25 protein-coding genes are annotated in these 25,726 nt (G+C 73.1%); 16 read left to right on the forward strand and 9 right to left on the reverse strand.

All coding sequences use genetic code 11. From position 1 onward, the window contains the following. Window positions 1-31 precede the first annotated feature (31 nt). From IE290_RS36065 to IE290_RS36080, 4 genes are all read left to right on the forward strand, one after another. Window positions 32-619, forward strand: a complete 588-nt coding sequence (locus tag IE290_RS36065) for an FKBP-type peptidyl-prolyl cis-trans isomerase (RefSeq protein ID WP_191249219.1) — start codon at window positions 32-34, stop codon at window positions 617-619. Between the two features lie 318 nt (window positions 620-937). Then, on the forward strand, window positions 938-1,696 hold the full coding sequence (locus IE290_RS36070; protein WP_191249220.1) for an SDR family NAD(P)-dependent oxidoreductase: 759 nt from the start codon (window positions 938-940) through the stop codon (window positions 1,694-1,696). Between the two features lie 42 nt (window positions 1,697-1,738). Then, window positions 1,739-2,710, forward strand: coding sequence for a DMT family transporter (locus tag IE290_RS36075; RefSeq protein ID WP_191249221.1), 972 nt, complete (start codon window positions 1,739-1,741; stop codon window positions 2,708-2,710). 110 nt (window positions 2,711-2,820) lie between these two features. Further along, complete coding sequence (locus IE290_RS36080; RefSeq protein WP_191249222.1) at window positions 2,821-3,507, forward strand: DUF3159 domain-containing protein; 687 nt, start codon at window positions 2,821-2,823, stop codon at window positions 3,505-3,507. A gap of 41 nt (window positions 3,508-3,548) precedes the next feature. On the opposite strand, the gene IE290_RS36085 is transcribed toward IE290_RS36080, so the two are convergent. Next, entirely contained in the window at window positions 3,549-4,001 is a 453-nt protein-coding gene (locus IE290_RS36085) for a winged helix-turn-helix transcriptional regulator (protein WP_191249223.1), read from the reverse strand. An 88-nt stretch (window positions 4,002-4,089) separates the two neighbouring features. On the opposite strand from IE290_RS36085, the gene IE290_RS36090 reads away from it, so the two are divergent. Both IE290_RS36090 and IE290_RS36095 read left to right on the forward strand, forming a co-directional pair. Beyond that, on the forward strand, window positions 4,090-4,677 hold the full coding sequence (locus IE290_RS36090; RefSeq protein WP_191249224.1) for a dihydrofolate reductase family protein: 588 nt from the start codon (window positions 4,090-4,092) through the stop codon (window positions 4,675-4,677). 75 nt (window positions 4,678-4,752) lie between these two features. Then, on the forward strand, window positions 4,753-6,714 hold the full coding sequence (locus tag IE290_RS36095) for a bifunctional phosphatase PAP2/O-acyltransferase family protein (protein ID WP_191249225.1): 1,962 nt from the start codon (window positions 4,753-4,755) through the stop codon (window positions 6,712-6,714). Between the two features lie 7 nt (window positions 6,715-6,721). Here IE290_RS36095 and IE290_RS36100 read toward each other — a convergent pair whose 3' ends face one another. Then, entirely contained in the window at window positions 6,722-7,939 is a 1,218-nt protein-coding gene (locus IE290_RS36100; RefSeq protein ID WP_229874916.1) for a PucR family transcriptional regulator, read from the reverse strand. Window positions 7,940-8,074: 135 nt separating this feature from the next. Between IE290_RS36100 and hpnC the strand changes: the two genes are divergently transcribed. The 7 genes from hpnC to hpnH are packed head-to-tail and all read left to right on the forward strand — an operon-like array spanning window position 8,075 to window position 16,566. Next, window positions 8,075-8,971 (forward strand): squalene synthase HpnC, encoded by an 897-nt coding sequence (hpnC, locus tag IE290_RS36105; protein ID WP_191249227.1) that lies wholly within the window; start codon window positions 8,075-8,077, stop codon window positions 8,969-8,971. Beyond that, a complete protein-coding gene (hpnD, locus tag IE290_RS36110; RefSeq protein WP_191249228.1) occupies window positions 8,968-9,828 on the forward strand; it encodes a presqualene diphosphate synthase HpnD in 861 nt (286 codons plus the stop codon). The genes hpnC and hpnD overlap by 4 nt, the downstream gene beginning before the upstream one ends. Then, the gene (gene hpnE / locus IE290_RS36115; protein ID WP_191249229.1) at window positions 9,825-11,180 is read left to right on the forward strand and encodes a hydroxysqualene dehydroxylase HpnE; all 1,356 of its coding nucleotides are present in this window, start codon (window positions 9,825-9,827) and stop codon (window positions 11,178-11,180) included. Before hpnD ends, hpnE begins: the two co-directional genes overlap by 4 nt. Continuing rightward, window positions 11,177-12,187: a polyprenyl synthetase family protein gene (locus tag IE290_RS36120; RefSeq protein ID WP_191249230.1), complete on the forward strand. Its 1,011-nt coding sequence runs from the start codon at window positions 11,177-11,179 to the stop codon at window positions 12,185-12,187. The genes hpnE and IE290_RS36120 overlap by 4 nt, the downstream gene beginning before the upstream one ends. Further along, window positions 12,188-14,086, forward strand: a complete 1,899-nt coding sequence (gene shc, locus IE290_RS36125; protein ID WP_191249231.1) for a squalene--hopene cyclase — start codon at window positions 12,188-12,190, stop codon at window positions 14,084-14,086. Beyond that, on the forward strand, window positions 14,083-15,558 hold the full coding sequence (gene ispH, locus IE290_RS36130) for a 4-hydroxy-3-methylbut-2-enyl diphosphate reductase (RefSeq protein WP_191249232.1): 1,476 nt from the start codon (window positions 14,083-14,085) through the stop codon (window positions 15,556-15,558). The genes shc and ispH overlap by 4 nt, the downstream gene beginning before the upstream one ends. Window positions 15,559-15,561: 3 nt before the next feature. Beyond that, complete coding sequence (gene hpnH, locus IE290_RS36135) at window positions 15,562-16,566, forward strand: adenosyl-hopene transferase HpnH (RefSeq protein ID WP_191249233.1); 1,005 nt, start codon at window positions 15,562-15,564, stop codon at window positions 16,564-16,566. A 35-nt stretch (window positions 16,567-16,601) separates the two neighbouring features. On the opposite strand, the gene IE290_RS36140 is transcribed toward hpnH, so the two are convergent. Next, window positions 16,602-17,003 carry a hypothetical protein gene (locus IE290_RS36140; protein ID WP_191249234.1) on the reverse strand — a complete coding sequence of 134 codons (402 nt, stop codon included), beginning with the start codon at window positions 17,001-17,003 and terminating at the stop codon, window positions 16,602-16,604. 50 nt (window positions 17,004-17,053) lie between these two features. Next, the gene (locus tag IE290_RS36145; RefSeq protein WP_191249235.1) at window positions 17,054-17,701 is read right to left on the reverse strand and encodes an ArsR/SmtB family transcription factor; all 648 of its coding nucleotides are present in this window, start codon (window positions 17,699-17,701) and stop codon (window positions 17,054-17,056) included. A 339-nt stretch (window positions 17,702-18,040) separates the two neighbouring features. On the opposite strand from IE290_RS36145, the gene IE290_RS36150 reads away from it, so the two are divergent. Further along, complete coding sequence (locus IE290_RS36150; protein ID WP_191249236.1) at window positions 18,041-19,396, forward strand: MBL fold metallo-hydrolase; 1,356 nt, start codon at window positions 18,041-18,043, stop codon at window positions 19,394-19,396. After that, window positions 19,393-20,607: an MFS transporter gene (locus tag IE290_RS36155; RefSeq protein ID WP_229874917.1), complete on the forward strand. Its 1,215-nt coding sequence runs from the start codon at window positions 19,393-19,395 to the stop codon at window positions 20,605-20,607. Before IE290_RS36150 ends, IE290_RS36155 begins: the two co-directional genes overlap by 4 nt. 1 nt (window position 20,608) lies before the next feature. Here the strand turns inward: IE290_RS36155 and IE290_RS36160 are convergent, their stop codons facing one another. Further along, complete coding sequence (locus IE290_RS36160; RefSeq protein WP_191249237.1) at window positions 20,609-21,580, reverse strand: quinone oxidoreductase family protein; 972 nt, start codon at window positions 21,578-21,580, stop codon at window positions 20,609-20,611. Window positions 21,581-21,658: 78 nt separating this feature from the next. Here IE290_RS36160 and IE290_RS36165 point away from each other — a divergent pair, with 78 nt between their 5' ends. Next, on the forward strand, window positions 21,659-21,964 hold the full coding sequence (locus IE290_RS36165; RefSeq protein WP_191249238.1) for a hypothetical protein: 306 nt from the start codon (window positions 21,659-21,661) through the stop codon (window positions 21,962-21,964). 3 nt (window positions 21,965-21,967) lie between these two features. On the opposite strand, the gene IE290_RS36170 is transcribed toward IE290_RS36165, so the two are convergent. The 4 genes from IE290_RS36170 to IE290_RS36185 all read right to left on the reverse strand — a co-directional run bounded on the left by IE290_RS36170 (window position 21,968) and on the right by IE290_RS36185 (window position 25,704). Then, window positions 21,968-22,882 (reverse strand): acyl-CoA desaturase, encoded by a 915-nt coding sequence (locus IE290_RS36170; RefSeq protein WP_191249239.1) that lies wholly within the window; start codon window positions 22,880-22,882, stop codon window positions 21,968-21,970. 111 nt (window positions 22,883-22,993) lie between these two features. Then, on the reverse strand, window positions 22,994-23,971 hold the full coding sequence (locus IE290_RS36175; protein ID WP_191249240.1) for a COX15/CtaA family protein: 978 nt from the start codon (window positions 23,969-23,971) through the stop codon (window positions 22,994-22,996). A 15-nt stretch (window positions 23,972-23,986) separates the two neighbouring features. Then, a complete protein-coding gene (locus tag IE290_RS36180; RefSeq protein WP_229874930.1) occupies window positions 23,987-24,712 on the reverse strand; it encodes an ABC transporter permease in 726 nt (241 codons plus the stop codon). 65 nt (window positions 24,713-24,777) lie between these two features. Next, entirely contained in the window at window positions 24,778-25,704 is a 927-nt protein-coding gene (locus tag IE290_RS36185) for an ABC transporter ATP-binding protein (protein ID WP_191249242.1), read from the reverse strand. Window positions 25,705-25,726 lie beyond the last annotated feature (22 nt).

Here is a 25,726-nt window from a genome sequence, read left to right on the forward strand (position 1 = left end):
CGACTGGTCAGCGCCCGGTTAAGGTGTCGCCATGCGTAACGCTGGCAAGATCGTGCTCGCGGCGGCAGCCGCCCTCGCTCTCGGGGCCTGCGCGCCCGACCAGGACCCGTCGTCCTTCCCGCCCGGTGGCGGCCCGACCTACCCGGCGCCGGAGCCGGCGGGGGCGTCCGCCAGCGCCTCGGCGGGGCACGGGACGGGCAGCGCCGCGCACGAGTGCACCGCGGACGACATCACCGTGACCGGCGACTTCGGCGCCAAGCCCACGATCACCATCCCGGACGACTGCGGTGCGCCGACGAAGCTGCTGACCAAGGACCTGAAGCCGGGCACCGGCGCCACCGCGCACGCCGGCAGCACGCTGCAGATGGACTACGACCTGGTCACCTGGTCGGACAAGGTGGACCAGCAGAACTCCTTCGGGGCGGCGCCGTTCTCGTTCGCGCTCGGCGAGGGCACCGCCATCCCGGGCTGGGACCAGGGCCTGGAGGGCATCAAGCAGGGTGGCCGCCGTCTGCTGGTCATCCCGCCGGACCTGGGCTACGGCGCGCGCGGCAACGGCCCGATCAAGCCGAACGAGACGCTCGTCTTCGTGGTCGACGCGGTGCAGGTCACGGGCTGACGTCGCGGTGACGGCCGCGGGAAGCTGGGCCGGCGGCAGCCGGCCTCGCTCCTCGCGGCCCGCGGGCTCGGCCGGCGGAAGCCGGCCTTGGCCGCACGGCCCACGGGGCGGGCCAGTGGTGGCCGGGTTGCCGGGGCCTCGCTCCCGCGGCCCAGCGCGGGCGGGGGCCGCAGGAAGGTGGCCGTCCGCCAGGCTCGCTCGGGAAGCCCGCGTGGGGGCCGGTAGCAGCCGGCTTCGCTCCTCGCGGCCCGCGCAGTTGGCCGCGGCCCGGCTGGAGGGTGGGCGCCGCCCGTACGTCGCCCGGATCGGAGGCTGACCATGGACGTCCGTGGTGCGGTCGCGGTGGTCACCGGTGCCTCGTCGGGCATCGGGGCGGCCACGGCGCTCCGGCTGCACGAGGCTGGTGCTCGCCTCGTGCTGCATGGGCGGGACGGCGACCGGCTGGCGGCGCTCGCCGAGCGCACCGGCGGGGTCGCCGTCCGTGCCGACTTCGCCGAGCCCGGCGCCGTCGAGGCCGCGGCCGCGGAGATCACCCGGGCCGGCCGCATCGACGTGCTCGTCAACAACGCCGGCCTCGGCTACGCCGGACCGGTGTCCGGCATGTCCGGCGCCGACGTCCGGCGATTGCTGTCCGTGAACCTCGCCGCACCCGTCGAACTGACCCGCGCCCTGCTGCCCGACCTCCTCGACCGGCCCCGAGCGGCCGTGGTCTTCGTCACATCCATCGCCGGCCGGGCGGGCGTCGCGGGGGAGTCGGTCTACTCCGCGACCAAGGCGGGCGTGGACGTGTTCGCCGAGAGCCTGCGGCTGGAACTGGCCGGTACCGGGGTGCGGGTCGGGGTCGTCGTCCCCGGTGTGGTGGACACCGAGTTCTTCGCCCGCCGCGGCCGTCCCTACCAGCGGCGCAGCCCCCGGCCGGTGCCCGCGGGCAAGGTCGCCGACGCGGTGCTCGAGGCGATCACGGCCGAACGGGCCGAGCAGTACGTCCCCCGCTGGCTCAGACTGCCAATTGCGGTGCGCGCGACCGCTCCCTCGGTGTACCGTGCACTATCTGCCCGGTTCGGGGGTTCGAGCTGAGTTCCCGGAATCTTTCCGCCACTGGAAGCGCTGAAAAGTGACGTGTTAGTCCCGGTATTCCTCGGATTCGCCGCGGCGTTCCTGTTCGCGGCGTCAGCCGCGCTGCAGCGACGCGCGGTGATCGAGGTTGCCGACACCGAGGCCGGCGGGCGCGCCGCGCGGCACCGCGTCCCCGTACTGTGGCTGATCCGCAAGCTGTTGCGCAAGAGGGTGTGGCTCGCGGGATGGGCCACGAACCTGTTGGGCTTTTTCAGCCAGGCCGCCGCGCTGCACTTCGGGTCGATCGCGCTCGTCCAGCCGCTGCTGGTCACCGAACTGCTCTTCGCGCTGCCGATGGCCTCGGCCGCGATCAAGCGCTGGCCGCCGCTGCGGGACTGGCTGGCCGGGCTCGCCATCACCGGGGGCGTGGTGGTGTTCCTGACGGTCGAGGGCACCGCGCCGCTGGGCGGGTCGCCGGACCAGGGCCGCCTGCTGATCGCCGTGCTCATCGCCGCGGCCACCGTCGTCACCCTCGTGCAGGTCGCCCAGAAGCGCGGCCCGCTCCTGCACAGCGCGCTCATCGCCACCGCCGCGGGCATCTGCTACGCGATCAGCGCGGCCATGATGAAGGTGACCACCGACCTGCTGTTGAACGAGGGTGTCGCTCACACCGCGCTCACCTGGCCGGGGTACGTCCTGGCCCTGTCCACCTTGTCCGGGCTGCTTCTCGGGCAGCAGGCGTACGGGTCGGGTTCGCTGTCCGCGGCGATCGCCGTGATGTCCATCGTCAACCCCGCGGCCAGCTACTTCCTGGGGCTACTGGCGTTCAACGCGACCCTGGTCACCGAGCCGGGACCGCTCGCGGCGACGGCGGGCGCGGCCGTGCTGCTGATCGTCGGCGTGTTCGGGCTGGCGCACTCGCCGAGCGTCCAGGCGGAGACCAGCCGATCCGCCCAACGCGGGGTTTATCCCGGAAGTGGTAAATTCTCCGGAACCGTCCCCGCCCGATCTTCGGACTCCTTCGCTCAGGAATAATTCAGGTATCCGGCGTAGGTTTCGGGCCCGGCGGGCGGTGGAACCTACAGAGCCTGTCAGTGAGTGCGCTGCCCCCGCGCACCCAGGCAGACCCTTGGAGGCTGGAACCCGTGCACCACCGAGCGTCCTCCGGCGAGCGCCATTTGGTGATCGAAATACCGCATTTGCGGAAAACGATCAAGGATGCGGCGATTCTGCTGCTGGAAACCGTCGTCATCCCGTCGGTGCTCCTGGCTTTGCTGCTGAATTTCGTCGGTCTGGTACCCGCGTTGTGCGCGGTGCTCGGCTGGGCGGCCGTCGTCATCGGCGCCCGGCGCCTGATGAAGCGCGACATGCCCCGCACGCTGCTGCTGTGCACGGCGATGCTGGTCGGACGGGCGGCGGTCGCGCTGGTGACGTCGAGCGCGGTCGTGTACGTGCTGCAACCGGCCGTGGGCTCGGTGCTGATGTTCCTGATCTTCGTCGGCAGCGCGATGATCGGGCGCCCCATCACGGCGCGCCTGGCCAAGGACTTCGTGCGGCTGCCCGCGGAGCTGTTCAAGCACCGCACGGTGAACCGCGTGTTCATCGAGGTGGCCCTGCTGTGGGGCGGCTCGCGGCTCATCGACGCCGCGATGACCATCGGGTTCCTGCACTGGGGGGTCGGGGCCGGCCTGATGTCGCGCGGCATCCTCAGCGGGCTGCTGACCGCGCTGACCGTCGCGGCCTGCGTGGGCCACGGCTGGCGCAAACTCCGCCGCGACGGCGTGACGCTCCGCCTGGCCGGCCGCCACACCCCGGCACCCGCCGCCGCCTGACCCGCGCCGCGCGCGAACTCCGCGCGCTCACCGGGGTCCGCTCACGCCGCCGCGCCCGGGCCGGGCAGCAGGTCCACGTTCCCGGCGTGCAGGGCCTCGCCGCAGTGGTCGCACCTCAGGCCGGCCCCGCTGACCTCCCCGCACGCGTGGTGCCGGTACACCACCGGCGGCCCCGCCTCGCCCGCCAGCCACCGGTCGCCCCAGTTGGCCATCACCATCAGCACCTCGACCAGCTCGGCGCCCTTCTGCGTCAGCACGTACTCGTAGCGCGGCCGCCGGTCGTAGGGCCGCCGCTCCAGCACCCCGCGCTCCACCAGGTGGTTCAGCCGCTCGGTCAGCACCTTCCGGGATATCCCCAGATCGGCCTGGATCTGCTCGAACCGGCTCAGCCCGGCCCACACGTCCCGCAGCACCAGGGGCGACCACGGCTCCCCGATGACGTCCAGCGTGCGCGCGATCGAGCACGCCATCCCCCCGAAGTTCGTCCGCTGCATGGACCCGAGTCTAGCAATCGGGGTTCCCTGAAGGAACTCACACTGCTACGGTCGGAGTCTCTTGAAGGAACTCCGAAGGGAACCCGAGATGAGCAAGGTCATCGCCGCGCACGCGGTCTCCGTCGACGGCTTCATCACCGGCCGCGACCCCCAACCGGGCCACGGCCTCGGCGACGGCGGAATGCTGTTCGACTGGTACTTCGGCGGCGACACCCCGAGCGGCGTGTTCGACGGCTTCTGGCTGAGCGAGCCCAGCGCCCGCGTGTTCGACGCCCTCGCCGGCCGGGTGGGCGCCATCGTCGCCGGGCGCACCACCTACGAGGACTCCGAGCGCTTCGGCGGCGGCAGCCCGCACCCGAAGGCCCGGTTGGTCGTCCTGAGCCACCGGCCCGCGCAGACCAGCGACCGGCAGATCCTCGCCGCCGGCATCGAGGACGCGATCGCCCGCGCGCGGGAAGCCGCCGGCGACCTGGACGTCGGCCTCATGGGTGGCGGCGTCGTCACCGCGGCGCTGGCGGCCGGCCTGGTCGACGAGATCGTCCTGCACCAGGTCCCGGTCCTGCTCGGCGCCGGACGGCCCTACTTCCGGGAACTGCCCGCGCACGTGCGGCTCCGCCTCGTCGAAGCCGTTCCAGCGCCGGGCGTCACCCACCTCCACTACGCGGTCGAGCGGTGATTCGAGCGAGCGCACCCGCCACGAAGCGTGGTATATGACGGTGTGCTCACCGTAGGTTCCACCTCACGGTCCCCGGTGGTCGCGGACGCCCGCGCGGCGGCCGTCCCGCGTCCCAGCTGGTGGGGTGAACTGCTGCTCGGGCTCGCCCTGTTCGGGGTGTACCTGCTGGTCGAGGCGTTCCCGCTGCCCGGCCGCGAGCCCCGGGCGCACGCCAACGGTGAGGCGCTGCTGGCGTTCGAACGCTGGATGCACCTGGACTTCGAGCTGCCGGTCAACCTGTGGCTCGCCGAGCAGGGCTGGATCCGCGTCTTCGCCAACTATGAGTACGCGATCACCTACATCGCCAGCGCGATCATCCTGCTGATCTGGGTGCACGCCCGCCACCCGGTCTACTACCGGTCGGTGCGCAACAGCTTCGTCTGGCTCAACCTGTTCGCCCTGGCCTGCTTCTGGCTCTTCCCGGTCGCGCCGCCGCGGATGCTCGAGGGCGCCGGGTTCATCGACACCGTCCGGCTCGGGCACACGTTCCTGTCCTGGGGCTCACCGGCGTTGCAGGGTGCCAACCAGCTCGCCGCCATGCCGTCGTTGCACGTCGGGTGGGCGCTGTGGGTGTCCGTCGTCCTCGCGCGCATCCGCGGCGGCTGGCTCGTGCAGATCGTCAGCGCCGTCCACGTCGCCATCACGTTCGCGGTGATCATCGCCACCGGCAACCACTACTGGATCGACGCGGCCGCCGCCGTGGTGTTCATCGCCGCGGCGACCTGGATCGCGCGCCTCGCGCGGCCGGTCGACCGGGTGTCCGCGTCCGACACGTTCTTCCTGCACGTCGAGACCCCGGCCTACCCGCAGCACGTCGGCGGGCTGATCATGCTCGACACGTCGGCGAACCCGTCCGGTCCGACCCGCGAGTGGGTGCAGAACGCCATCCGCGACAAGCTGCCCGCGATGCCCCGCTACGCGCAGCGCCTGTCGGACTACTCGCCCTGGCGGCGCCAGCACTGGGTGCCGCACCCGGACATCGACTGGGACTGGCACGTCCCCGATTTCGACCTGACCCGCCCGGACGGCACGCCCGGCGGGATGGGGGAGCTGCACCGGCTGGTCGCCCGGTTCCAGAGCGAGCCGCTGCCCCGGGACCGCCCGCTGTGGCGGTTCGCCGTGGTGCGCGGCGTCGAGGAGAACACCGCGGCCGTGATCTCGCTGGTGCACCACGCGGTCGCGGACGGCATCGGCACGATCAGCCTGATGCTCGAGCTGTTCGACTCGCCCAGCCTGCTCGAGGGGATCAACGAGACCAGGCAGCCCAACGCCCTGCAGAAGGCCGCCGCGGGGGCCGTCGGCCTGGCGCAGCTGGCCACCGACGGGCGGCCCAAGGCGCAACTGCCGTCCGGCGACCCGCCGGATCGCCGCTACGCGACCCTGCAGATCCCGCTCGACGACGTCCGCGAGCTGGCGCGCAAGCACGGCGTCCGGGTGACCGACCTGCTCCTGGGCGGGGTCGCCGGGGCGCTGCGGCGGGTCGCGGTCGCGCCGTTGCCGGAGTCGATGCTCACCTCGGTCACGCTGATGGCCGCCGAACCGCGGCCCGGCGCGGAGGGCAACGTCACCGCCGCGGTGATGGTCGACATCCCGCTGGGGGACATGCCCGAAGCCGAACGCCTGAAGCGGATCGCGCGGGCCACCAAGCGGTTGCGCACCGGCACGCGGGTCGTCGCGTCCCGGTTCGTGCAGCACACCCTGGCCGGCCTGATGCCACCGTTCTTCCACTCCTGGTTCGCCCGGACTGTCTACAATGAACGGTTCTTCAACGGCACCGTGTCCAACATGCCCGGTGCGGCCTGGCAGGTGAGCTTCCGGGACTTCCCGCTGCGCACCGCGTTCGCCATCATCCCGCTCGCGCCGGGAACACCGTTCACCGTCGGCGTGCTGGGGTGGTACGGGTCGTTCTCGATGAGCGCCACCGTGGACGCGGCGCTGGTGGACAGCGTGGACGGTTTCCTCGCCGAGTTCCGCGCGGTGCTGGCGGAACTGGACTGACCCGGCCTCAGAGGTCGCCGGATTCCGGGCCGCCCCAGGCGAGGGCGAGCGTGAGGCGGCGGCGGTTGTCCGGATCGTCCAGGCTCTCGCCGAACAGCTCACGCAGCTGGGTCATCCGGTAGCGCACCGTCTGCGGGTGGATGTGCAGCTCCTCCGCCATCGCCCGGCGGTCGCCCAGGTGCCGCAGCCAGCACGCGAGCGTCTCGCACAACCGCTTGCGCGTCACCGGCCCGAGGTGCGCCAGCGGGGCCAGGCACTGGTGCCGCATCGCGTCGAACAGCTTCGCGTCGCGGTGCACGATGATCGAGTCCAGGTGCTCGTCCACGAACACCGGATCGTCCTCCAGCACGTGCGTGCGGCGCAGCTGCGCGGCCAGCTCGGCAACGTGCATGCTGGCCGGCAGGTGCTCCAGCGGCACGGCGTGCCCGACCACCGCGCCCGCCCCGCGCAACGCCGACGCCAGCCGCTGGCGCCGCTGCGGCCCGTCCGGATCGGGCACGATGGCGCAGACCAGCCGCTGCCGCCGGACGTGCAGGGACGAGTTCCCCAGCCGCCCCAGCAGCGCGCTGCCGACCGGGTTGTCCGGCTCCACCAGAACCACCGCCGCCTGCCGGGGCAGCGGCCAGTCCACCCGGGCCGCCGCGGCGCGGATCGCGGCGGAATCGGACCGGTCGGACAGCAGCATGTCGGCGAGCTCGTCGCGCAGCCGTTCCCGCATGGCCGCCGACTCGGACTGCTCCAGCACGTAGCCGCGGGCCGACGCCGAGGACAGCTGGTCCACGAAGATGAACACCGCTTCGGCCAGCGAGGCGAACATGTCGGAGGGGACACCGACCTCGAGCGCGACCTCGGCGACGTGGTGCCACGCCACCCGCGCGCCGATCTGGTAAGCCGACAGCAGGCTCGTCAGGTCGCGGCCCTGCTGCCACTGCGCGCGCCCGATCTCCTCGAACAGCGGCTGCTCGCCGAACCGGTCACCGGCCTGGTCGGCGATGCCGGACAGTTCCGCGATGTCCCATTTGGCCATCCGCAGCAGCCGCTGCAGGAACATGGTGGCGGAGACCAGGACCTCGTCCCGCTCAGTGACGATGAACTCGGCGTAGTCGGGCCAGTGCTCGTTCAGCAGCCGCGCCACGTCGTCCAGCATGCGCGGCAACCGCTTCGAGGTCGCCGCCGCGAGTTCGGCCAGCGTGCCCTCGCTGGTCTCCGTTCGTCTGCCCGCCATGTCGTGGACCCCCACTCGCTGCCCGCGTGCCGTCCATCGTCCGGGTCAATACTGTCAGCTCGTGACAACCGTGGCTTCTTCATTTTTGTTTCCGGTGCGAAGAATTCGCCGCGGCCACGGAGTGATTATGAGGCGATGGCTCCCGCACCCCCAGGTCCCGGCACGGTCGGCGACCGCGCGCTGCGCGAAAAGGAACACGCCGAGAACTTTCCCGTAGCGCTGCGGATACTTCCCCGTGACCTGCGGGCGGACCTGGTCGCGGTGTACGACGTCGCGCGCGTCATCGACGATCTGGGTGACGAGTCAGCAGTCCAAGATCGCACACCCGGGTTATTGCGATTCCAGCGCGATCTGGAACGCACCTTTCGGGGGGAGCAACCACACGAACGGGTATTACGTGATCTTCTTCCCGCGATTCGGCGCCGGGAACTGGAACTCGACCCGTTCAATCGCCTGGTGCGGGCGAACCTCCAGGACCAGCGTGTCGCCGCGTACGCCACCCAGGCCGAGCTGGAGGACTACTGCGTGCTCTCCGCCGATCCGGTCGGCCGGATCGTGCTCCGCGTCTTCGGGGTGCGCGACCCCGTCGCGGAGCGGCTCTCGGACCGGGTGTGCACCGCGCTGCAGCTGATCGAGCACTGCCAGGACGTCGCCGAGGACCGCCGCAACGGGCGGGTCTACCTGCCGCAGGCCGACCTCGCCGCGTTCGGGGCCACCGAGGCGGACCTGGACGCGCCGACCACGAGCCGCCCGGTGCGCCTGACCGTGGCCGCGCAGACCGCCCGCGCGCTGGACCTGCTCACCGAGGGTGCGGCCCTGCTGGACCGCCTGCACGGCTGGGCGCGCCTGGCCGTCGCCGGGTACATCGCTGGGGGACTGGCCACCCTCGACGCGCTGCGCCGGGCCCGCTGGGACGTCCTGGCCGGTACCCCGCGCCCCCGCAAGACCGACGTCCTGGCGCACCTGATCGCCCTGCTGGTGCGCCCGGCCGCCCATGTCCGCCGGATCCGGGAAGGTGGTCGGCTCTCATGACGGCACCCACGATCGAGCAGGCCTACGCCACCTGCGAGGACATCACCAGGACGGAGGCCCGCAACTTCTACTGGGGCATCCGGCTGCTCACCCGGCAGCGCCGCTCGGCGCTGTGCGCGGTGTACGCGCTGGCGCGGCGCGTCGACGACATCGGCGACGGCGACCTGCCGGTGGAGGAGAAGGCCGCGCGGCTGGAGACGGTGCGCAAGGAGCTGGCCGCGCTGGACCGCAGCACCGACCCGGTGATGGTCGCGGTCGCCGACGCCGCCCGCCGCTACCCGGTGCCGCTGGAGGCGTTCGAGGAACTGCTCGACGGCGTCTGGATGGACATCGAGGGCCGCCGCTACGGCACGTTCGACGAGCTGACCGAGTACTGCCGGTGCGTGGCCGGGTCGATCGGACGGCTGTGCCTGGGCGTGTTCGGCCACAAGCCGCACCCGCGGGCCACCCACTACGCCGACGCGCTCGGCATCGCCCTGCAGCAGACCAACATCCTGCGCGACATCCGCGAAGACCTCCTCAACGGCCGGGTCTACCTGCCGCAGGAGGACCTGGACGCGTTCGGGGTCGAGCTGCGGATCGACAACGGCGCCCTGGCCGACCCGGACGGCGGTCTGGCGAACCTCATCCGGCACAGCGCGGCCCGCGCCCGCGAGTGGTACGCCGACGGCCTGCGCCTGGGCCCGCTGCTGGACCGCCGCAGCGGGGCCTGCTGCCTGGCGATGGCGGGCATCTACCGGCAGCTGCTGGAACGCATAGCCGACCAGCCGTCCGCGGTCTACGACCAGCGGCTGTCGCTGTCCGGGCGGGAGAAGCTGGGCGTGGCGGTCCGCGCCCTGGGCGGGCGGGCGGCATGAGGCAGCGGGTCGCGGTCGTCGGTGGCGGTCTCGCCGGGATCACCGCGGCTCTGCGCTGCGCCGACGCCGGGCACGAGGTGACGCTGCTGGAGTCGCGCGGCCTGCTGGGCGGCCTGACCCACTCGTTCACCCGGGACGGCCTGCATGTCGACAACGGGCAGCACGTGTTCCTCCGCTGCTGCACCGCCTACCTCGGGTTCCTGCGGCGGCTCGGCGTGACCGACCGCGTGCACCTCCAGCCGCGGCTGGAGATCCCGGTGCACTCGCCGCGGCTGCGCCGTCCGGTGTGGCTGCGCCGCAACCCGCTGCCCGCGCCGCTGCACCTGGCCGACTCGGTGCTGCGCTACACCCCGCTCGGTCTCGGGGACCGGATGCGCTTCGCCGGTGCCGCGCTCGCGCTGAAGTCGGTCGACCCCGCCGCGCCCAGCTCGGACCGGCGCACCTTCGGCGAATGGCTGGCCGCGCACGGGCAGAGCCGCGACGCGATCAGGAAGCTGTGGGACCTGGTCGGCATCGCGACGCTGAACGCCCCCGCCGAGCAGGCGTCGCTGGGCCTGGCCGCGACCGTGTTCCAGGTGGGCCTGCTGACCGACGCGGACGCCGCGGACATCGGCTGGGCCACGGTCCCGCTGCGCAAACTGCACGGCGAACCCGCGCTGGCCCGGCTGACCGAGGCCGGAGTGACCGTCCGGCTCAACACGAAGGTGACCGGACTGTCCCGCGCGGACGGCGTCTGGCGCGTCGAGGCCGGGGAGCCGGTCGAGGCCGACCAGGTCGTGCTGGCCGTGCCGCCGCCGGCCGCCGCGAAATTGCTGCCCGAAGGCGCGGCCGCCCTGCCGCCGGACTTCGCGGACGGCCTGGGCAGCTCGCCGATCGTCAACGCCCACGTCGTGTTCGACCGTCCCGTCACCGACCAGGCCTTCTTCGCCGTCGTCGACTCGCCGCTGCAGTGGGTGTTCGACCGCACCGCCTCGTCCGGCCTGTCCCGTGGGCAGTACCTGGCGATCTCGTTGTCCGCGGCCGTGGAGGAGATCGACCTGCCGGTGCGGGTGCTGCGGGACCGCCTGCTGCCCGCGCTGCGCGAGGTGCTGCCCGCCGCGCGCCAGGCCGAGGTCCTGGATTTCTTCGTGACCCGTGAGCGGCACGCCACGTTCGCTCCCGCGCCGGGCAGCGCGGGACTGCGCCCACCCGCCCGCACCCGCGCCCCGGGGCTGGTCCTGGCCGGAGCGTGGACCGCCACCGGCTGGCCGGCGACCATGGAGGGCGCCGTGCGCAGCGGTGAGGCGGCCGCCCAAGCCGTACTCGGCACCTCCGCGGAGGTGCCGGGCCGATCGGAAGGGATACCCGCATGACCGCTGTACTCGATTCCCTGCAGCAGGGCAGGCAGGCCGTCCTGCCCGCGATGCGGGCCGCGATCGACCGGCTCGACCCGGCCAGCCGCGCCATCGCCTACTACCACCTCGGCTGGACCGACCTGGACGGCAACCCGACCTCCGGCGGCGGCAAGGCCGTGCGCCCGGCGCTGGCGCTGCTGTCGGCCGAGGCCGCCGGCGCGCCCCCGGCCACCGGGCTGCCCGGCGCGGTCGCGGTGGAGCTGGTGCACAACTTCTCGCTGCTGCACGACGACCTGATGGACGGCGACACCGAGCGGCGGCACCGGCCGACCGTGTGGGCGGTGCGCGGCGCGGCCAGCGCGATCCTCACCGGCGACGCGATGCTCGCCCTGGCCAACGAGGTCCTGCTGGACTCCGACGGTCCGGGCGCGGTCGCGGCGGCCCGGCTGCTGTCCGAGGCGGTCGGCGAGCTGATCCGCGGCCAGGTCCTCGACGTCGCCTTCGAGCAACGCGACGACGTCACCCTCGACGAGTGCCTGGACATGGCCGGCGGCAAGACCGGCGCGCTGCTGTCCGCCAGCGCCGCGATCGGCGCCGTGCTCGCCTGCGCGCCGGCCCGCACGGTCAGCGCGCTCGCCGAGTTCGGCGCCGACCTGGGCCTGGCGTTCCAGCTGGTCGACGACGTGCTCGGGATCTGGGGCGAGCCGTCGGTCACCGGCAAACCGGTGCACTCCGACCTGCGGGCCCGCAAGAAGAGCCTGCCGGTCACCTACGCGATCACCCACGGCGGCGCGCCCGGCCGGGAGCTGGCCGCGTGGCTGACCGACGGCGACGTCGCCGACGACGACGCGGTGCGCCGCGCGGCCGACCTGGTCGACCTGGCCGGCGGGCGCGCGTGGGCGCTGGAGGAAGCCCACCGCCGGATGGCGGCGGGACAGCGCAAGCTCGAGGACGCCGAGGTCCCGGGACGGGTGCGCGAGGAGCTGCTGGCCCTCGCGCGGTTCATCGTGACCAGGGAGGCCTGAATGACGCAGACCGCTGATCCGGCGACCAGATCCGGCGCCGGTGCCGCCGAGGCGCTGGACCGCGCCGTGGCCCACCTCAAGGGCCTGCAGCGCGACGGCGGCTGGTGGAAGGGCGAGCTGCAGACCAACGTCACCATGGACGCCGAGGACCTGCTGATGCGGGAGTTCCTCGGCATCCGCACCGCACGCGAAACCGAGGAGGCCGCGCGCTGGATCCGTTCACAGCAGCGCGCGGACGGCACCTGGGCCACCTTCTACGGCGGCCCCGGGGACCTGTCCACCACCCTGGAGGCGTGGGTCGCGCTGCGGCTGGCCGGGGACTCGCCGGACGAGCCGCACATGCGCAAGGCAGCCGAGTTCGTCCGCGCCGGCGGCGGGGTCGAAGCCAGCCGCGTGTTCACCCGGATCTGGCTGGCGCTGTTCGGGCTGTGGTCGTGGGACGACCTGCCGAACATGCCGCCCGAGCTGGTGCTGCTGCCGTCCTGGGTGCCGCTGAACGTCTACGACTGGGGGTGCTGGGCGCGCCAGACCGTGGTGCCGCTGACCGTGGTCAGCACGCTGCGGCCGGTCCGCCCGCTGCCGTTCGGCATCGACGAGCTGCGCACCGGGGTCAAGCGCGGCGGGCTGGTCGCGCCGTGGACCTGGTCGGGCGCCTTCCACTACCTGGACAAGGCGCTGCACGCCTACGCGAAGGTCGCGGTCAAACCGGTGCGGGAGTTCGCGATGCGGCAGGCCGCGGAGTGGATCCTGGCCCGCCAGGAGGCCGACGGCGGATGGGGCGGCATCCAGCCGCCGTGGGTGTACTCGCTGCTCGCGCTGCACCTGCTCGGCTACTCGCTGGACCACCCGGCGATGCGCGCGGGCCTGGCCGGCCTGGAGGGGTTCCTGATCCGCGAGGAGACCCCCGAGGGCACCGTGCGGCGGCTGGAGGCGTGCCAGTCCCCGGTGTGGGACACCGCGCTGGCGATCACCGCGCTGCTCGACGCGGGCGCGCCGGGCGACGACCCGCACGTGCTCAAGGCCGTCGACTGGATGCTCGGCGAGGAGATCACCGTGCGCGGCGACTGGGCCGTGCGGCGGCCGGACCTCGACCCGGGCGGGTGGGCGTTCGAGTTCGCCAACGACCTCTACCCGGACACCGACGACACCGCCGAGGTCGTGCTCGGCCTGCGCCGCGTCTCGCACCCGGACTCCGAACGCCTGGACCGCGCGCTGGACCGGGCCGTGAAGTGGGTGACCGGCATGCAGTCGCGCGACGGCGGCTGGGGCGCGTTCGACGCCGACAACACCCAGGAGCTGACCACCAAGCTGCCGTTCTGCGACTTCGGCGCCGTGATCGACCCGCCGTCGGCCGACGTCACCGCGCACGTGGTCGAGATGCTCGCCAAGGAGGGCAAGGCGGGCAGCCGCGAATGCCGCCGCGGGGTGAAGTGGCTGCTGGACCACCAGGAGGCCGACGGGTCGTGGTTCGGCCGCTGGGGCGCGAACTACGTCTACGGCACCGGAGCCGTCGTGCCCGCGCTGGTCGAGGCCGGGGTGCCGTCCTCGGCCACCGCCATCCGGCGGGCGGTCACGTGGCTGGCCGAGCACCAGAACGCCGACGGCGGTTGGGGCGAGGACCTGCGGTCCTACCGGGACCCGTCGTGGGCCGGGCGTGGCGAGTCGACCGCGTCGCAGACCGCGTGGGCGCTGCTGGCGCTGCTCGCGGCGGGTGAGCGGGACTCCGAGGTCACCGCGCGCGGCGTGCGGTGGCTGGCCGAAACCCAACGGCCGGACGGCACGTGGGACGAGCCGCAGTTCACCGGCACCGGCTTCCCCGGCGACTTCTACATCAACTACCACCTGTACCGGCTGGTGTTCCCGGTGACCGCGCTCGGCCGGTACCTGGAACGGTCATGACCGGCGTCGTGGTCGCGCCGATGCGCGTCGAGGCCTCGGCACTGCGGATGCCGGGCCTGGTGGTGCTGCGCGGCGGGATGGGCCCGCGCCGCGCGGCGGAATCGGCGCAGCGGCTGGCCGCGGCCGGGCGGCCGGTCCTGGTAGCCGGGGTCGGCGGGGCGCTCGTGCCCGACGTCCGGCCGGGCGACCTCGTGGTGGCGACCGAGATCGACGGCCCGGACGGGCGGGTGCCGCTGCCGTCGGCGCCGATGCTCGCCGCGGCGCTGCGACGGCTCGGCCTGACCGTCCACCTCGGACCGATCGCGTCGTCACCGTCCGTCGTGGACGGTGCGGAACGAGCCCGGTACGCGCGCAGCGGCGCGCTCGCGGTCGACATGGAGTCTGCGGAGTTCGCCGGGCTGCCCGGCCCGGTAGCCGTCGTCCGGGCCATTGTGGACACGCCGGACCAGCCGTTGTGGCGTCCGGGCACGGTGTTGCGCGGCCTCAGCGGCCTTCGGTCGTTGCGGGCGGCGGTCCCTGCGCTGCGCGAGTGGTGCGAGGCCGCGGGGGAGGGAGAACTGCTGCTCGCCAGCCCACGGTCATTCTGCGCCGGGGTGGAACGCGCGATCGAGATCGTCGAGCGGGCGCTGGAGCGGTACGGCGCGCCGGTCTACGTGCGCCGTCAGGTCGTGCACAACGCGCACGTGGTGCGGCGGTTGGAGGCGCTGGGCGCGGTGTTCGTGCAGGAGGTCGAGGAGGTGCCGCGCGGCGCGACGACGGTCCTGGCCGCACACGGTGTCGCCCCGGCCGTGCGGGCGGCGGCGCAGGCGCGGGACCTGCGGGTGATCGACGCGACCTGCCCGCTGGTGATGAAGGTGCACAGCGAGGTCAAGCGCTACACCGGGCGCGGGGACACGGTGTTCCTGATCGGGCACGCCGACCACGAAGAGGTCGAGGGCACGGTCGGGGAGGCGCCGGAGCGGATCGTGGTGGTCGAGGACGCCGAGGCGGCCGCGCACGTGCGCGCGCCCGACGGCGGCCGGGTGGCCTACGCGATGCAGACCACCCTGGCCGTCGACGAAGCCGAGGAGATCGCCTCGGTGCTGCGCAAGCGGTTCCCGTCGATCGAGGGGCCGCGGCGCGACGACATCTGTTACGCCACCACCAACCGCCAGCGCGCGGTGACGACGGTGGCGGAGGAGGCGGACCTCGTCCTCGTGGTCGGCTCGGCGAACTCGTCCAACTCGCTGCGCCTGGTCGAGGTGGCGCGGCGGCGGGGGACACGCGCCCGGCTCGTCGACGACGTGTCCGAAGTGGACCTGCGCTGGCTGGCCGGTGCGACGCGGATCGGGATCACCGCGGGCGCCTCGGCCCCACCGGACCTGGTGGCCGAGCTGGTGCGGTGCTTGCAGGGACTCGGCCGCACCCGCGTGACCGAGACCGTGCGGGCCGATGAAGACGTGGTTTTCACATTACCCCGGGAGGTGAGCTAGACCATGGCGATGCCGTTACGCCAGTCGATCCGGCTGGGCGCGTTCCTGGCCAAGCAGAAGCTGCTGCGCAAGGAGAAGTACGCGATCCTGGTCGAGCTGGAACCGTTGTTCGCGTGCAACCTCAAGTGCGGTGGCTGCGGCAAGATCCAGCAGCCGGCGCATCTGCTGAAGCAGCGGATGCCGGTGCAGCAGGCCGTGGGCGCGGTGGAGGAGAGCGGCGCGCCGATGGTGTCCATCGCCGGTGGCGAGCCGCTGATGCACCCGCAGATCCACGAGATCACCCGGATCCTGCTGGAGCGCAACAAGATCGTGTTCCTGTGCACGAACGCGCTGCTGCTGCCCAAGCACATCCACAAGTTCAAGCCGCACCGCAACTTCACCTGGATGGTCCACATCGACGGGCTCGAGGAGAAGCACGACGCGTCGGTGCGCAAGGAGGGCGGCTTCCAGGCCGCGGTCGAGGCGATCCAGCTGGCGAAGTCCCAGGGCTTCAAGGTGATGACGAACACGACGTTCTTCAACACCGACACCCCGCAGGACGTCATCGACGTGCTGGACTACCTCAACGACGTGGTCAAGGTCGACAACATGCAGTTGTCCCCGGGGTACGCCTACGAGAAGGCCCCGGACCAGGAGCACTTCCTCGGGGTGCAGCAGACCCGGGAGCTGTTCGCCAAGGCCTTCGCCGACGGGCGCCGCAAGAAGTGGCGGCTCAACCACTCGCCGGTGTTCCTCGACTTCATCGAGGGCAAGCGGGACCTGGAGTGCACGCCGTGGGGGATCCCGTCCTACTCGCTGCTGGGCTGGCAGCGGCCGTGCTACCTGCTCGACGACGGCTACGCCAAGACCTGGCGGGAGCTGATCGAGGAGACGGAGTGGGACAAGTTCGGCCGCGGGAAGGACCCGCGGTGCGCCAACTGCATGGCGCACTGCGGCTACGAGCCGACGGCCGTGATCGCGACGACGAGCAGCCTGAAGGAGACGATCCGCGCCGCCGTGAGCGTGTGAGCGTGCCGGCCCCGCCTCCCCGTCCGGAGGCGGGGTCAGCTCTCGAAGAACTGGTGGTCCACGGCGATGCGCCCGTCGGCGGCCAGGGTCAGGACCTCCAGCCCGGTGCTGCGCAACTGCCCGCTGCCGTCGACGAGTTCCCAGTTGAACTTGACGGTGTCGCCGAGCCGGTCGGTGTTGCCGCCGGCTCTGAGCGTGACCCCCGCGGGCGCCAGGAAGTCCTCGTACCCGCGGCGCACCCGCTCCTCGATGGCGGCGTAGCCGCGTGCGGCCAGGACCGCGTCGCCGAAGCCGAGGGCGATCGCCCGGTCCCGCATCTCCCGGGGCGGTTGCAGCAGGTGCACGCCGTCCTCGTGCCACAGCAGCTCGATCGCCTTCCGGCGGGCATCCGCGCCGGTTTCCTTCCACAGCGCGACGTAGCGTTCCACCAGATCCATGGCGGTAGCCTCGCCGGAGCCGGGGCAGACCGGCAATTCCCGCCCGGGTATCAGGCCCGGGCCGCGGCCCACTCCGGGTAGCCGTCCTCCAGGCGGGCTGCCCGGTGGCCGGCCGCGGTCAGCAGCCGGACCGCGTCGTCGGCGTAGACGCAGTACGGGCCGCGGCAGTAGGCGACGACCTGGGCGCCGTCCGGCACCTCGGTCAGCCGCGCCCGCAGCTCGGTGATCGGGATCGACACGGCGCCCGGGATGTGGCCGGCCGCGTACTCCGGGGCCGGGCGGACGTCGAGCACCACCACGTCGCCGTCGCGCAGCCGCCGGTCCAGCTCGTCGCGCGTGATGGTGTCCAGGCCGGAGCGGTCGCCGACGTAGTCCTCGGCGAGCCGGGTCAGGCCCTCGACGTGCTCCTCGGCCGCGGCGCGCATCGCCAGCCACAACCGCGCCACGGCGGCGCCGGCCAGCGAGTAGAACACCCGCGTTCCCTCCCGGCGGGTCCGCACCAGGCCGGACCGCAACAGCCGCCGCAGGTGCTGGGAGGTGTTGGCCACCGACTGGCCGATCTCGGCGGCGAGCTCGTCGACCGGCCGCTCGCCCTGGACGAGCACGTCGACCAGCTCCGCACGCCGTCCGCTGGCGAGCGCCTTCGCGGTCTCGGCCAGCGCGTCGTACAGCTCGGTCTTCGCGGCCCGGTCACCCATGCGGAGCAGGATATTCAAGAGAACTCTTGACAAGCAACCCGGCGCGGGGCTCTTATTCAAGAAGTCACTTGAACAAGCGCGGAGGTGCGCGATGACCGCGACCGTGGACACCCTCGGTGCAGGATCCGAGCGCGGACGCCGGGATCGCGTCGACCGTCCCGGCGGCGCAGCCAGCCCGGCTCGCGACCCCGAGCCCCAGCTCGAAGTGGAAACTCGCGCCCGCCTAGCCGCTGAGGCGGGCGCCGGCGCCGACGGCCACGCGCGCATCCCCGGCCGGGCACGGGACGCCGGCGTGCACAGCGTGTCCGTCCTCGCCACAAGCGCGGGAGGGTGAGTGCCGTGTCGACTGTGGACGTCCTGCCGCTCGTGGACGAGGGGCTCGGCAACTCGGCCTACCTGGTCGACCTCGGCGACGGCCGGGCCCTGGTCGTCGACGTGAGCCTGGACCTGCGGGCCGCCCGGCGCGCCGCCCGCCGCCGGGGTCTGCGCCTGGCCTTCGCCGCCGACACCCACCTGCACGCCGACTTCGTCTCCGGCGCCCGGCAGCTCGCGGTCACCGACGGCGCCCGCGTGCTGGCCTCCGCGGCCGGGCAGCGCGAGTTCACCCACGACGGGCTGCGCGACGGGGACGAGACCGACCTGGGCGGCCTGCGCCTGCGCGCCCTGTTCACCCCCGGGCACACGCACGAGCACCTGTCGTTCCTCCTGCTCGACGGCGACACCCCGGTCGGCGTGTTCACCGGCGGCTCCCTGATCGTGGGGGCCGCCGCCCGCACCGACCTCGTCGACCCGGACCGGACCGACGAGCTGGCCCGCCGCCAGTACGCCTCCCTGCGCCGGCTGGCGACCCTGCCCGACGAGGTCGCGGTGTGGCCCACCCACGGCGCCGGCTCGTTCTGCTCCGCCCCACCGGGAGCACGGCGCACCAGCACGATCGGCACCGAGAAGGCGACGAACACGTTGCTGCGCGCGGAAAACGAGGACGCCTTCGTCACGGCGCTGCTCGATTCCCTGGGCAGCTTCCCGTCCTACTTCCGCGAACTGGCCGACACCAACCGCCGCGGCGTGGTCCTCCCCGGTGACCCCACCTTGCCCGGGCTCGACGTGGACCGGGTGCGCGGGTTGTGCGGCGATGGCGCCGTGGTGGTCGACGCCCGCCCCGCCGCCGACTTCGCCGCCGGTCACCTGCCGGGTGCGCTGTCGAACCCGCTGCGCCCGGCGTTCGCGTCCTGGCTCGGCTGGCTGGTGCCCGCCGGCCGCCCGATCGTCGTCGTGCGCGGGGCGGACCAGGACCCGGCCGAGATCGCCTGGCAGGCGGTCAAGATCGGCCGCACCGACCTGGCCGGCGAACTGGCCGGCGGGCTGGACGCGTGGACCGCCGCCGGGCAGCCGGTGCGCCGCACCCCGGTCGTGACCCCCGCCGGGATCGGCCGGCGGCCGGTGCTCGACGTGCGCCAGGACGGGGAGTTCGCCGCCGGTCACCTGCCTGGCGCCCGCCACCGCGAGCTGGGCCGCCTCGACCCGCGCGAGCTGCCGCGCGAACCGCTGGTCGTGATGTGCGGGCACGGCGAACGGGCGATGAGCGCGGCCAGCCTCCTCGAACAGGCCGGTCACCACGAGGTCGCGGTGCTGCTGGCGAGCGGCCCCGCGGACTGGGCCCGCGCGACCGGGAACGCGCTGGTGACCGGAGCGTGACGGTCCGGCTGGGCCTGCGCGCCAACCTGGCCCAGTTCACCCTGCTGGTCGCCGTCAACGCCCTGGTCGGCGGCGTGCTGGGCCAGGAACGGACCGTCCTGCCGCTGCTCGCCGGACCGGTGTTCGGCCTAAGCGGCTACACCGTCCTGCTCACCTACGTGCTCGCCTTCGGCCTCACCAAGGCCGCCGCCAACTACCTCGCCGGCACCCTGTCCGACCGCCACGGCCGCAAACCCGTGCTGCTGGCCGGCTGGCTGATCGCCGTGCCGGTGCCCGCGACGCTCGCGCTGGCCCCGGACTGGGGCTGGATCGTCGCCGCCAACGTGCTGCTCGGCCTGAGCCAGGGCCTGACCTGGTCCACCACCGTCATCATGAAGATCGACCTCGCCGGGCCCCGGCGGCGCGGCCTCGCGATGGGGCTCAACGAGGCCGCCGGGTACGGCGCCCTGGCACTCACCGCCGCCGCCACCGGCTACCTCGCCGCGCACTTCGGCCTGCGCCCGGCGCCGTTCCTCCTCGGCGCGGCCTACGTCGCCCTCGGCCTGGGCCTGACCGCGGCGTTCGTGCGCGAAACCCGCGACCACGCCCGGTCCGAGTCCCACCCCGCCACCGCCGTCCTGAGCGGCTGGGCCGTGTTCGCCCGGACCAGCGTGCGGGACCGCGCGATGTCCGCCGCCAGCCAGGCCGGGCTGGTCAACAACCTCAACGACGGCCTCGCCATGGGCCTGTTCCCCGTCCTGTTCGTCACCACCGGGCTGTCCGTCGCCGGCGCGGGCGTGCTCGCCGCGCTCTACCCCGCGGTGTGGGGCGCCGGGCAGCTCGTCACCGGCCCGCTGTCCGACCGGTGGGGCCGCAAACACCTGATCACCGCGGGCATGCTGGTGCAGGCCGCCGCGCTCGGCCTGACCGCGCTCGGCACCGGGTTCGCGGTGTGGGCGGTGGCGATGGTGCTGCTCGGTGCCGGCACCGCGATGGTCTACCCGACGCTGCTCGCGGTGGTCGGCGACGTGGCGCACCCGGCGTGGCGGGCCCGCGCGGTCGGCGTCTACCGGCTCTGGCGGGACAGCGGCTTCGCGGCCGGGGCGGTGGTGTCCGGGCTCGCCGCCGACCTGTGGGGGCTGCGGGCGGCGGTGGCGGTCGTCGCCGCGCTCACCGCCGCCTCCGGGATCGCGGTCGCGATCCGCCTGCCGGAAACGCTCCGCCGGAGCTGACTCACGGGATCAGCAGCACCTTGCCGGTCGTGCGGCGGCCCTGCAGGTCCTCGTGCGCCTTCGCGGCCTCGGCCAGCGGGTACTTCGCCCCGACCCGGACCTTCAGCGCGCCGGAGGCGACCGCCTCGAACAGTTCGCCCGTGCGCCACTCCAGCTCCTCGCGGGTGCGCACGTAGTGGGCCGAGGTCGGGCGCGTCAGGTACACCGAGCCGGCCGCGTTCAGCCGCTGCGGGTCGAACGGCGGCACCGGTCCGCTGGCCGCGCCGAACAGCACCAGGAAGCCCCGCACCCGCACGCTCGCCAGGCTTCCGTCGAAAGTGGACTTGCCGACCCCGTCGTACACCGCGGCCACACCCTCGCCGCCGGTCAGCCTCCGGACCTCCTCGGCGAAGTCGACCTGGTCGTACCGGATCACCTCGTCCACACCGGCCTCCCGGGCCAGCGCCGCCTTCTCCTCGGTCGACACCGTGCCGATCACCCGCGCGCCCCGCGCCTTCGCCAGCTGCGTCAGCAACAGCCCGACGCCACCCGCGGCCGCGTGCAACAGGATCGTGTCGCCGTCCTGGACCTCGTAGGTCGACCGCACCAGGTAGTGCGCGGTGATGCCCTGCAGCATGGTCGCGGCGGCCGTCTCCGCCGAGACACCCTCGGGCACCGGCACCGCGGCGCTCGCCGGGATCAGGGCCCGCTGCGCGTAACCGCCGAGCACGCCCTGCCACGCCACCCGGTCGCCGACCGCGAAGCCCGACACGCCCTCGCCGACGGCGGCGACCGTGCCCGCGCCCTCCATGCCCAGCGTCGCGGGCAGGTCGATCTTGTAGATCCCGCCGCGTTGGTAGGTGTCGATGTAGTTCACGCCCGCGGCGGCGACGTCGACCAGCAGCTCACCCGGCCCGGGATCGCCGATCTCGACGTCACCGGCCTCCAGCACCTCGGGTCCGCCGGTCCGCCGAATCTGCACTGCCGTGGGCATCGCCTGTGTCCTCCTGACGTGGTCGGGTTCACCTCGCACAACCGGGTGGGCCGGGCGGATCTTCCCTAAGATGCCGACATGGCTGAAGAGACCGAGGCACCGGCGCCCACCGCCAAGCAGCTTACGACCGCCCGCCGCTTCGTCGCCGAGCACGGCAAGCCGGCGAAGGCCGTCGTGGAGAACATCGGCCGCGCCGGCGCCCGCGTGGTGCTCGTCGGCCACGACGGCGCGCTGGGCGACATCGTCGTGCCGGCCGTGGAAACCGGGCAGAAGCTCGTCGAGGCCGTGGAGGACCTGGAACCGGCCGAGTGGGACGCCGAGACCACCAACTCGACCAAGATCGGGCCCGGCCACCGCCGCCGGATGGCCGGGCACGCCCTGTAGGAACTAGGAAGCGGGCTCGAGCCGCTTCGCGGCGAGGCGCTCGGCGCGCGGCCACCGCACGTCGCGCGCCCAGCCCAGCTTCTCGAAGATCCAGATCACCCGCGCCGACACGTCCAGCTGCCCGCGCAGCACGCCGTGCCGGGCGCAGGTCGGGTCCGCGTGGTGCGAGTTGTGCCACGACTCGCCCATCGACAGGATCGCCAGTGGCCAGAAGTTCGCCGCCTTGTCCCGGCTGGCGAACGGCCGGTCGCCGATCATGTGGCAGATCGAGTTCACCGACCACGTCACGTGGTGCAGGAACGCGATGCGCACCAGCCCGGCCCAGAAGAACGCGGTCACCGCGCCCCACCACGACCAGCTCAGCAGACCGCCGAGCAGCGTCGGCAGGCCCAGGCTCAGCACGATCCACAGCCAGAACAGCCGGTTCACCACGCGCAGGTCGTCGTCGGCCAGCAGGTCCGGCGCGAACCGCTCGTAGTTGGTCACCTCACGCTGGAACATCCACCCCATGTGCGCGTGCCAGAAGCCGCGCAGCAGCGCCGCCGGGCTCGTGCCGAACAGCCAGGGGGAGTGCGGGTCGCCCTCGCGGTCGGCGAACGCGTGGTGACGGCGGTGGCTGGCCACCCAGAAGATGACCGACCCCTGCACGGCCATGCTGCCCGCGATCGCCATGGCGACGCGCAGCGGACGGCCGGTCTTGAACGCCCCGTGCGTGAAGTACCGGTGGTAGCCGACCGTCACCCCGAGGGTGGCGACGACGTAGAAGAACACCGCCAAGCCCAGGTCGAGCCAGGTCAGGCCCCAGCCCCACGCCAGCGGAACGGCGGTGATCAGGGCGAGGAACGGGATCAGCAGGAAGGCTTTGAGCACGATCATCTGACCGGAGGACCGGCGATGCGAGATCAGCGGTTTCGTCATGGGTGGCAGTAACCTCTCTCTCCGGCCCCACCGTACGGAGCCGTCTTGGCGAATACCCCCCTCAGGCGTTACTACCGCATGACGGGCGGCGAAATCACGCCCCAGCCGCGGTCAGCCGCGCGCCGCGGTCAGCTCCGGCTCCCGGGGCGCCGGCCCGTCCGAGGTGACCGGCCCGCGGTCGCGGCAGCCGCACCACAGCGCCGCGGTCGCCACGATCACCAGCGCCGAGCCCAGCACGTGCAGCGACACCAGTGCCTCCGGGATGCCCAGCGCGTACTGCACCGAACCCAGCACACCCTGCGCGAGCGCCACCAGCCACACGATCGAGTACCGCCGCCACACCACCGCCGGGGTGCCGCCGCGCATCAGCACCAGGCCGAAGACCGCGAGCACCAGCAGGTAGAGGACGAGCAGTCCGCCGTGGACCTGGGCGAGCACCTCGATCGGCGCGTCCAGACGGTGGGTCTCCGGGTCGCCGCCGTGCGGGCCCGCGCCGGTGACGGTGGTGCCGGCGATCAGGATCGCCCACAGCGCGACCACGAGCGTGACCAGCAGCTTCTTCGCCAGCGGCGGGACGAGCCAGCGGGCCGGCCGGTCGCCCTCGTTGAACGCGCGCAGCAGCAGCACCGCGAGCCACACCAGCGGGGTGGAGGCGAGGAAGTGGATCGCGACCGTCCACCATTCCAGCTTCGCGAGCACCGTGATGCCGCCGACCACGGCCTGCAGCACGACCCCGCCGGGCATCGTCCAGGCGAGCCGGACCAGCCGCTTGCGCTCGGGGTGGGCGATCTGCACGCGCCACGCGGCGAGCACCGCCAGCGCGGAGACCAGCACGACCACGACGGTGAGCATCCGGTTGCCGAACTCGATCCACTGGTTGAGCGTGTCGAATTCGGGGTGCGCGACCGGCACCATGCTGCCCGGGAAGCACTGCGGCCAGGTCGGGCAGCCCAGACCCGATCCGGTGACCCGGACGACCGAACCGGTGACCCCGATGCCGGCCTGGGCCACGATCGCGGCGACGGCGATCGCGCGCTGCACCGGGCGCGACGGGTAGGGCAGGCGGGCGATCAGGGACTTCAGGGCCACGGCAACATCCTAGAGTTATGTCAGTTTCGTCGTTTTCGCGGCCACGGCTGCCGCCAGCGCGCCCCACACGGCGAGCACGAGGACCGGGCCGACGGCGAACCGCCCGTCGACGAGCGCGGCCCGCAGTCCCTCGGCCAGCGCCCCCGAGGGCAGCAGTTCGATCACGGTCGCGGCCGCCGACGGCAGCGCCGAGGGCGCGAGCAGGATGCCGCCCGCGAGCAGCAGCACGAACCACACGATGTTCGCCAGCGCCAGCACCGCCTCCGCGCGCAGCGAACCGCCGAGCAGCACGCCCAGCGCGCCGAAGCTCAGCGTGCCGAGCACCAGCAGGACCACCGCCTCGGCGATGCCCCCCGCCGACGGCGTCCAGCCGAGGAACGCCGCGACCACGCCGAGCACCACGACCTGCAGCAGAACCACGACCAGGGCCGCCACGATCCGGCCCGCGACCAGCAGCCAGCGCGGGATCGCGGTCGCCGACAGCCGCTTGAGCACGCCGTAGCGGCGGTCGAAACCGAGCGCGATCGCCTGGCCGGTGAACGCCGAGGACATGACCGCCAGCGCGAAGATCCGCGGCGTCACCCAGTCCACCTTGGACACCCCGGCGAGGTCGCCCGCGGGCAGGATGTCCAGCAGCGTCAGGCCGATCAGCAGGGCCAGCGGGATGAGCAGGGTGAGCAGGATCTGCTCGCCGTGCCGCAGCGTGAGGCTGGTCTCCAGCTTGGCGTGGGTGAGCAGCATGCGCGCGCGGCTCCCGGCGCCGGGCGCGGGGGTGAAGGTTCCGGCGGGGAACCGGGCCGGTGCGGTCACGAGCGCAGCTCCCGTCCGGTCAGCTCGAGGAAGACCTCTTCCAGGTCGCGTTTGCCGACGTGCAGCTCCTCGGCCAGCACGCCCTGCTGCGCGCACCACGCGGTCACCGTGGACACCACCTGCGGGTTCACCTTCCCGGACACCTGGTAGCTGCCCGGCGCGGACTCCTTGACGTGGTAGCCCTCGGGCAGCGCGGCGGACAGCAGCTCGGTGTCCAGCCCGGCGCGGGCCTTGAACCGCAGCTGCGCGGTGTCGGCGTCGTCGGCGGTCAGGGCGCTGGGGGTGCCCTCGGCGATGACCTTGCCGTGGTCGACGATCACCACGTCGTCGGCCAGCGCCTCGGCCTCCTCCATCAGGTGCGTGGTGAGCAGGACGCTGACGCCGTCGGCCCGCAGCGCGCCCAGCAGCTCCCACACCAGGCGGCGGGCCTGCGGGTCCATGCCCGCGGTCGGCTCGTCGAGGAACACCAGCTCCGGCCGCCCGACCAGGGCGCAGGCCAGCGACAGGCGCTGCTGCTGGCCGCCGGAGAGGCGCTTGAACGGGGTGCGGCGCGCGGGGGCGAGGCCGAGGACGTCGAGCAGCCACGCCGGGTCGAGCGGGTTGGCGGCGCACGAGGCGACCAGGCCCAGCATCTCGCCGGCGCGGACGCCGGGGTAGGCGCCGCCGCCCTGCGGCATGACGCCGATGCGCGGGCGCAGCGCGGCGCCGTCGCGGACCGGGTCCAGGCCCAGCACGCGCACCGAGCCGGAGTCGGCGCGGCGGAAGCCTTCGCAGATCTCGACGGTGGTGGTCTTGCCGGCGCCGTTGGGGCCGAGCAGCGCGAGCAGGCGCCCGCGGTCCATCTTGAGGTCCAGGCCGTCGACCGCGGTCTTCGAGCCGTACCGCTTCACCAGCCCGGTGATCTCGACGGCAGGTGTGCTCACGACTGTCAAGCGTACGACCCCG

The organism is Amycolatopsis deserti, assembly GCF_014653945.1.
Taxonomy (GTDB): domain Bacteria; phylum Actinomycetota; class Actinomycetes; order Mycobacteriales; family Pseudonocardiaceae; genus Amycolatopsis_E; species Amycolatopsis_E deserti.

Coding starts and splice junctions, on each gene's coding strand:
- IE290_RS36070 (WP_191249220.1), top strand. CDS start 938: ATGGACGTCCGTGGTGCGGTCGCGGTGGTCACCGGTGCCTCGTCGGGC.
- IE290_RS36085 (WP_191249223.1), bottom strand. CDS start 4,001: ATGCAGCGGACGAACTTCGGGGGGATGGCGTGCTCGATCGCGCGCACG.
- IE290_RS36160 (WP_191249237.1), bottom strand. CDS start 21,580: ATGCCCACGGCAGTGCAGATTCGGCGGACCGGCGGACCCGAGGTGCTG.
- IE290_RS36090 (WP_191249224.1), top strand. CDS start 4,090: ATGAGCAAGGTCATCGCCGCGCACGCGGTCTCCGTCGACGGCTTCATC.
- ispH (WP_191249232.1), top strand. CDS start 14,083: ATGACCGGCGTCGTGGTCGCGCCGATGCGCGTCGAGGCCTCGGCACTG.
- IE290_RS36120 (WP_191249230.1), top strand. CDS start 11,177: ATGACCGCTGTACTCGATTCCCTGCAGCAGGGCAGGCAGGCCGTCCTG.
- hpnH (WP_191249233.1), top strand. CDS start 15,562: ATGGCGATGCCGTTACGCCAGTCGATCCGGCTGGGCGCGTTCCTGGCC.
- IE290_RS36065 (WP_191249219.1), top strand. CDS start 32: ATGCGTAACGCTGGCAAGATCGTGCTCGCGGCGGCAGCCGCCCTCGCT.
- IE290_RS36100 (WP_229874916.1), bottom strand. CDS start 7,939: ATGGCGGGCAGACGAACGGAGACCAGCGAGGGCACGCTGGCCGAACTC.
- IE290_RS36140 (WP_191249234.1), bottom strand. CDS start 17,003: ATGGATCTGGTGGAACGCTACGTCGCGCTGTGGAAGGAAACCGGCGCG.
- IE290_RS36145 (WP_191249235.1), bottom strand. CDS start 17,701: ATGGGTGACCGGGCCGCGAAGACCGAGCTGTACGACGCGCTGGCCGAG.
- hpnD (WP_191249228.1), top strand. CDS start 8,968: ATGACGGCACCCACGATCGAGCAGGCCTACGCCACCTGCGAGGACATC.
- hpnC (WP_191249227.1), top strand. CDS start 8,075: ATGGCTCCCGCACCCCCAGGTCCCGGCACGGTCGGCGACCGCGCGCTG.
- IE290_RS36170 (WP_191249239.1), bottom strand. CDS start 22,882: ATGACGAAACCGCTGATCTCGCATCGCCGGTCCTCCGGTCAGATGATC.
- IE290_RS36180 (WP_229874930.1), bottom strand. CDS start 24,712: ATGCTGCTCACCCACGCCAAGCTGGAGACCAGCCTCACGCTGCGGCAC.
- IE290_RS36165 (WP_191249238.1), top strand. CDS start 21,659: ATGGCTGAAGAGACCGAGGCACCGGCGCCCACCGCCAAGCAGCTTACG.
- shc (WP_191249231.1), top strand. CDS start 12,188: ATGACGCAGACCGCTGATCCGGCGACCAGATCCGGCGCCGGTGCCGCC.
- hpnE (WP_191249229.1), top strand. CDS start 9,825: ATGAGGCAGCGGGTCGCGGTCGTCGGTGGCGGTCTCGCCGGGATCACC.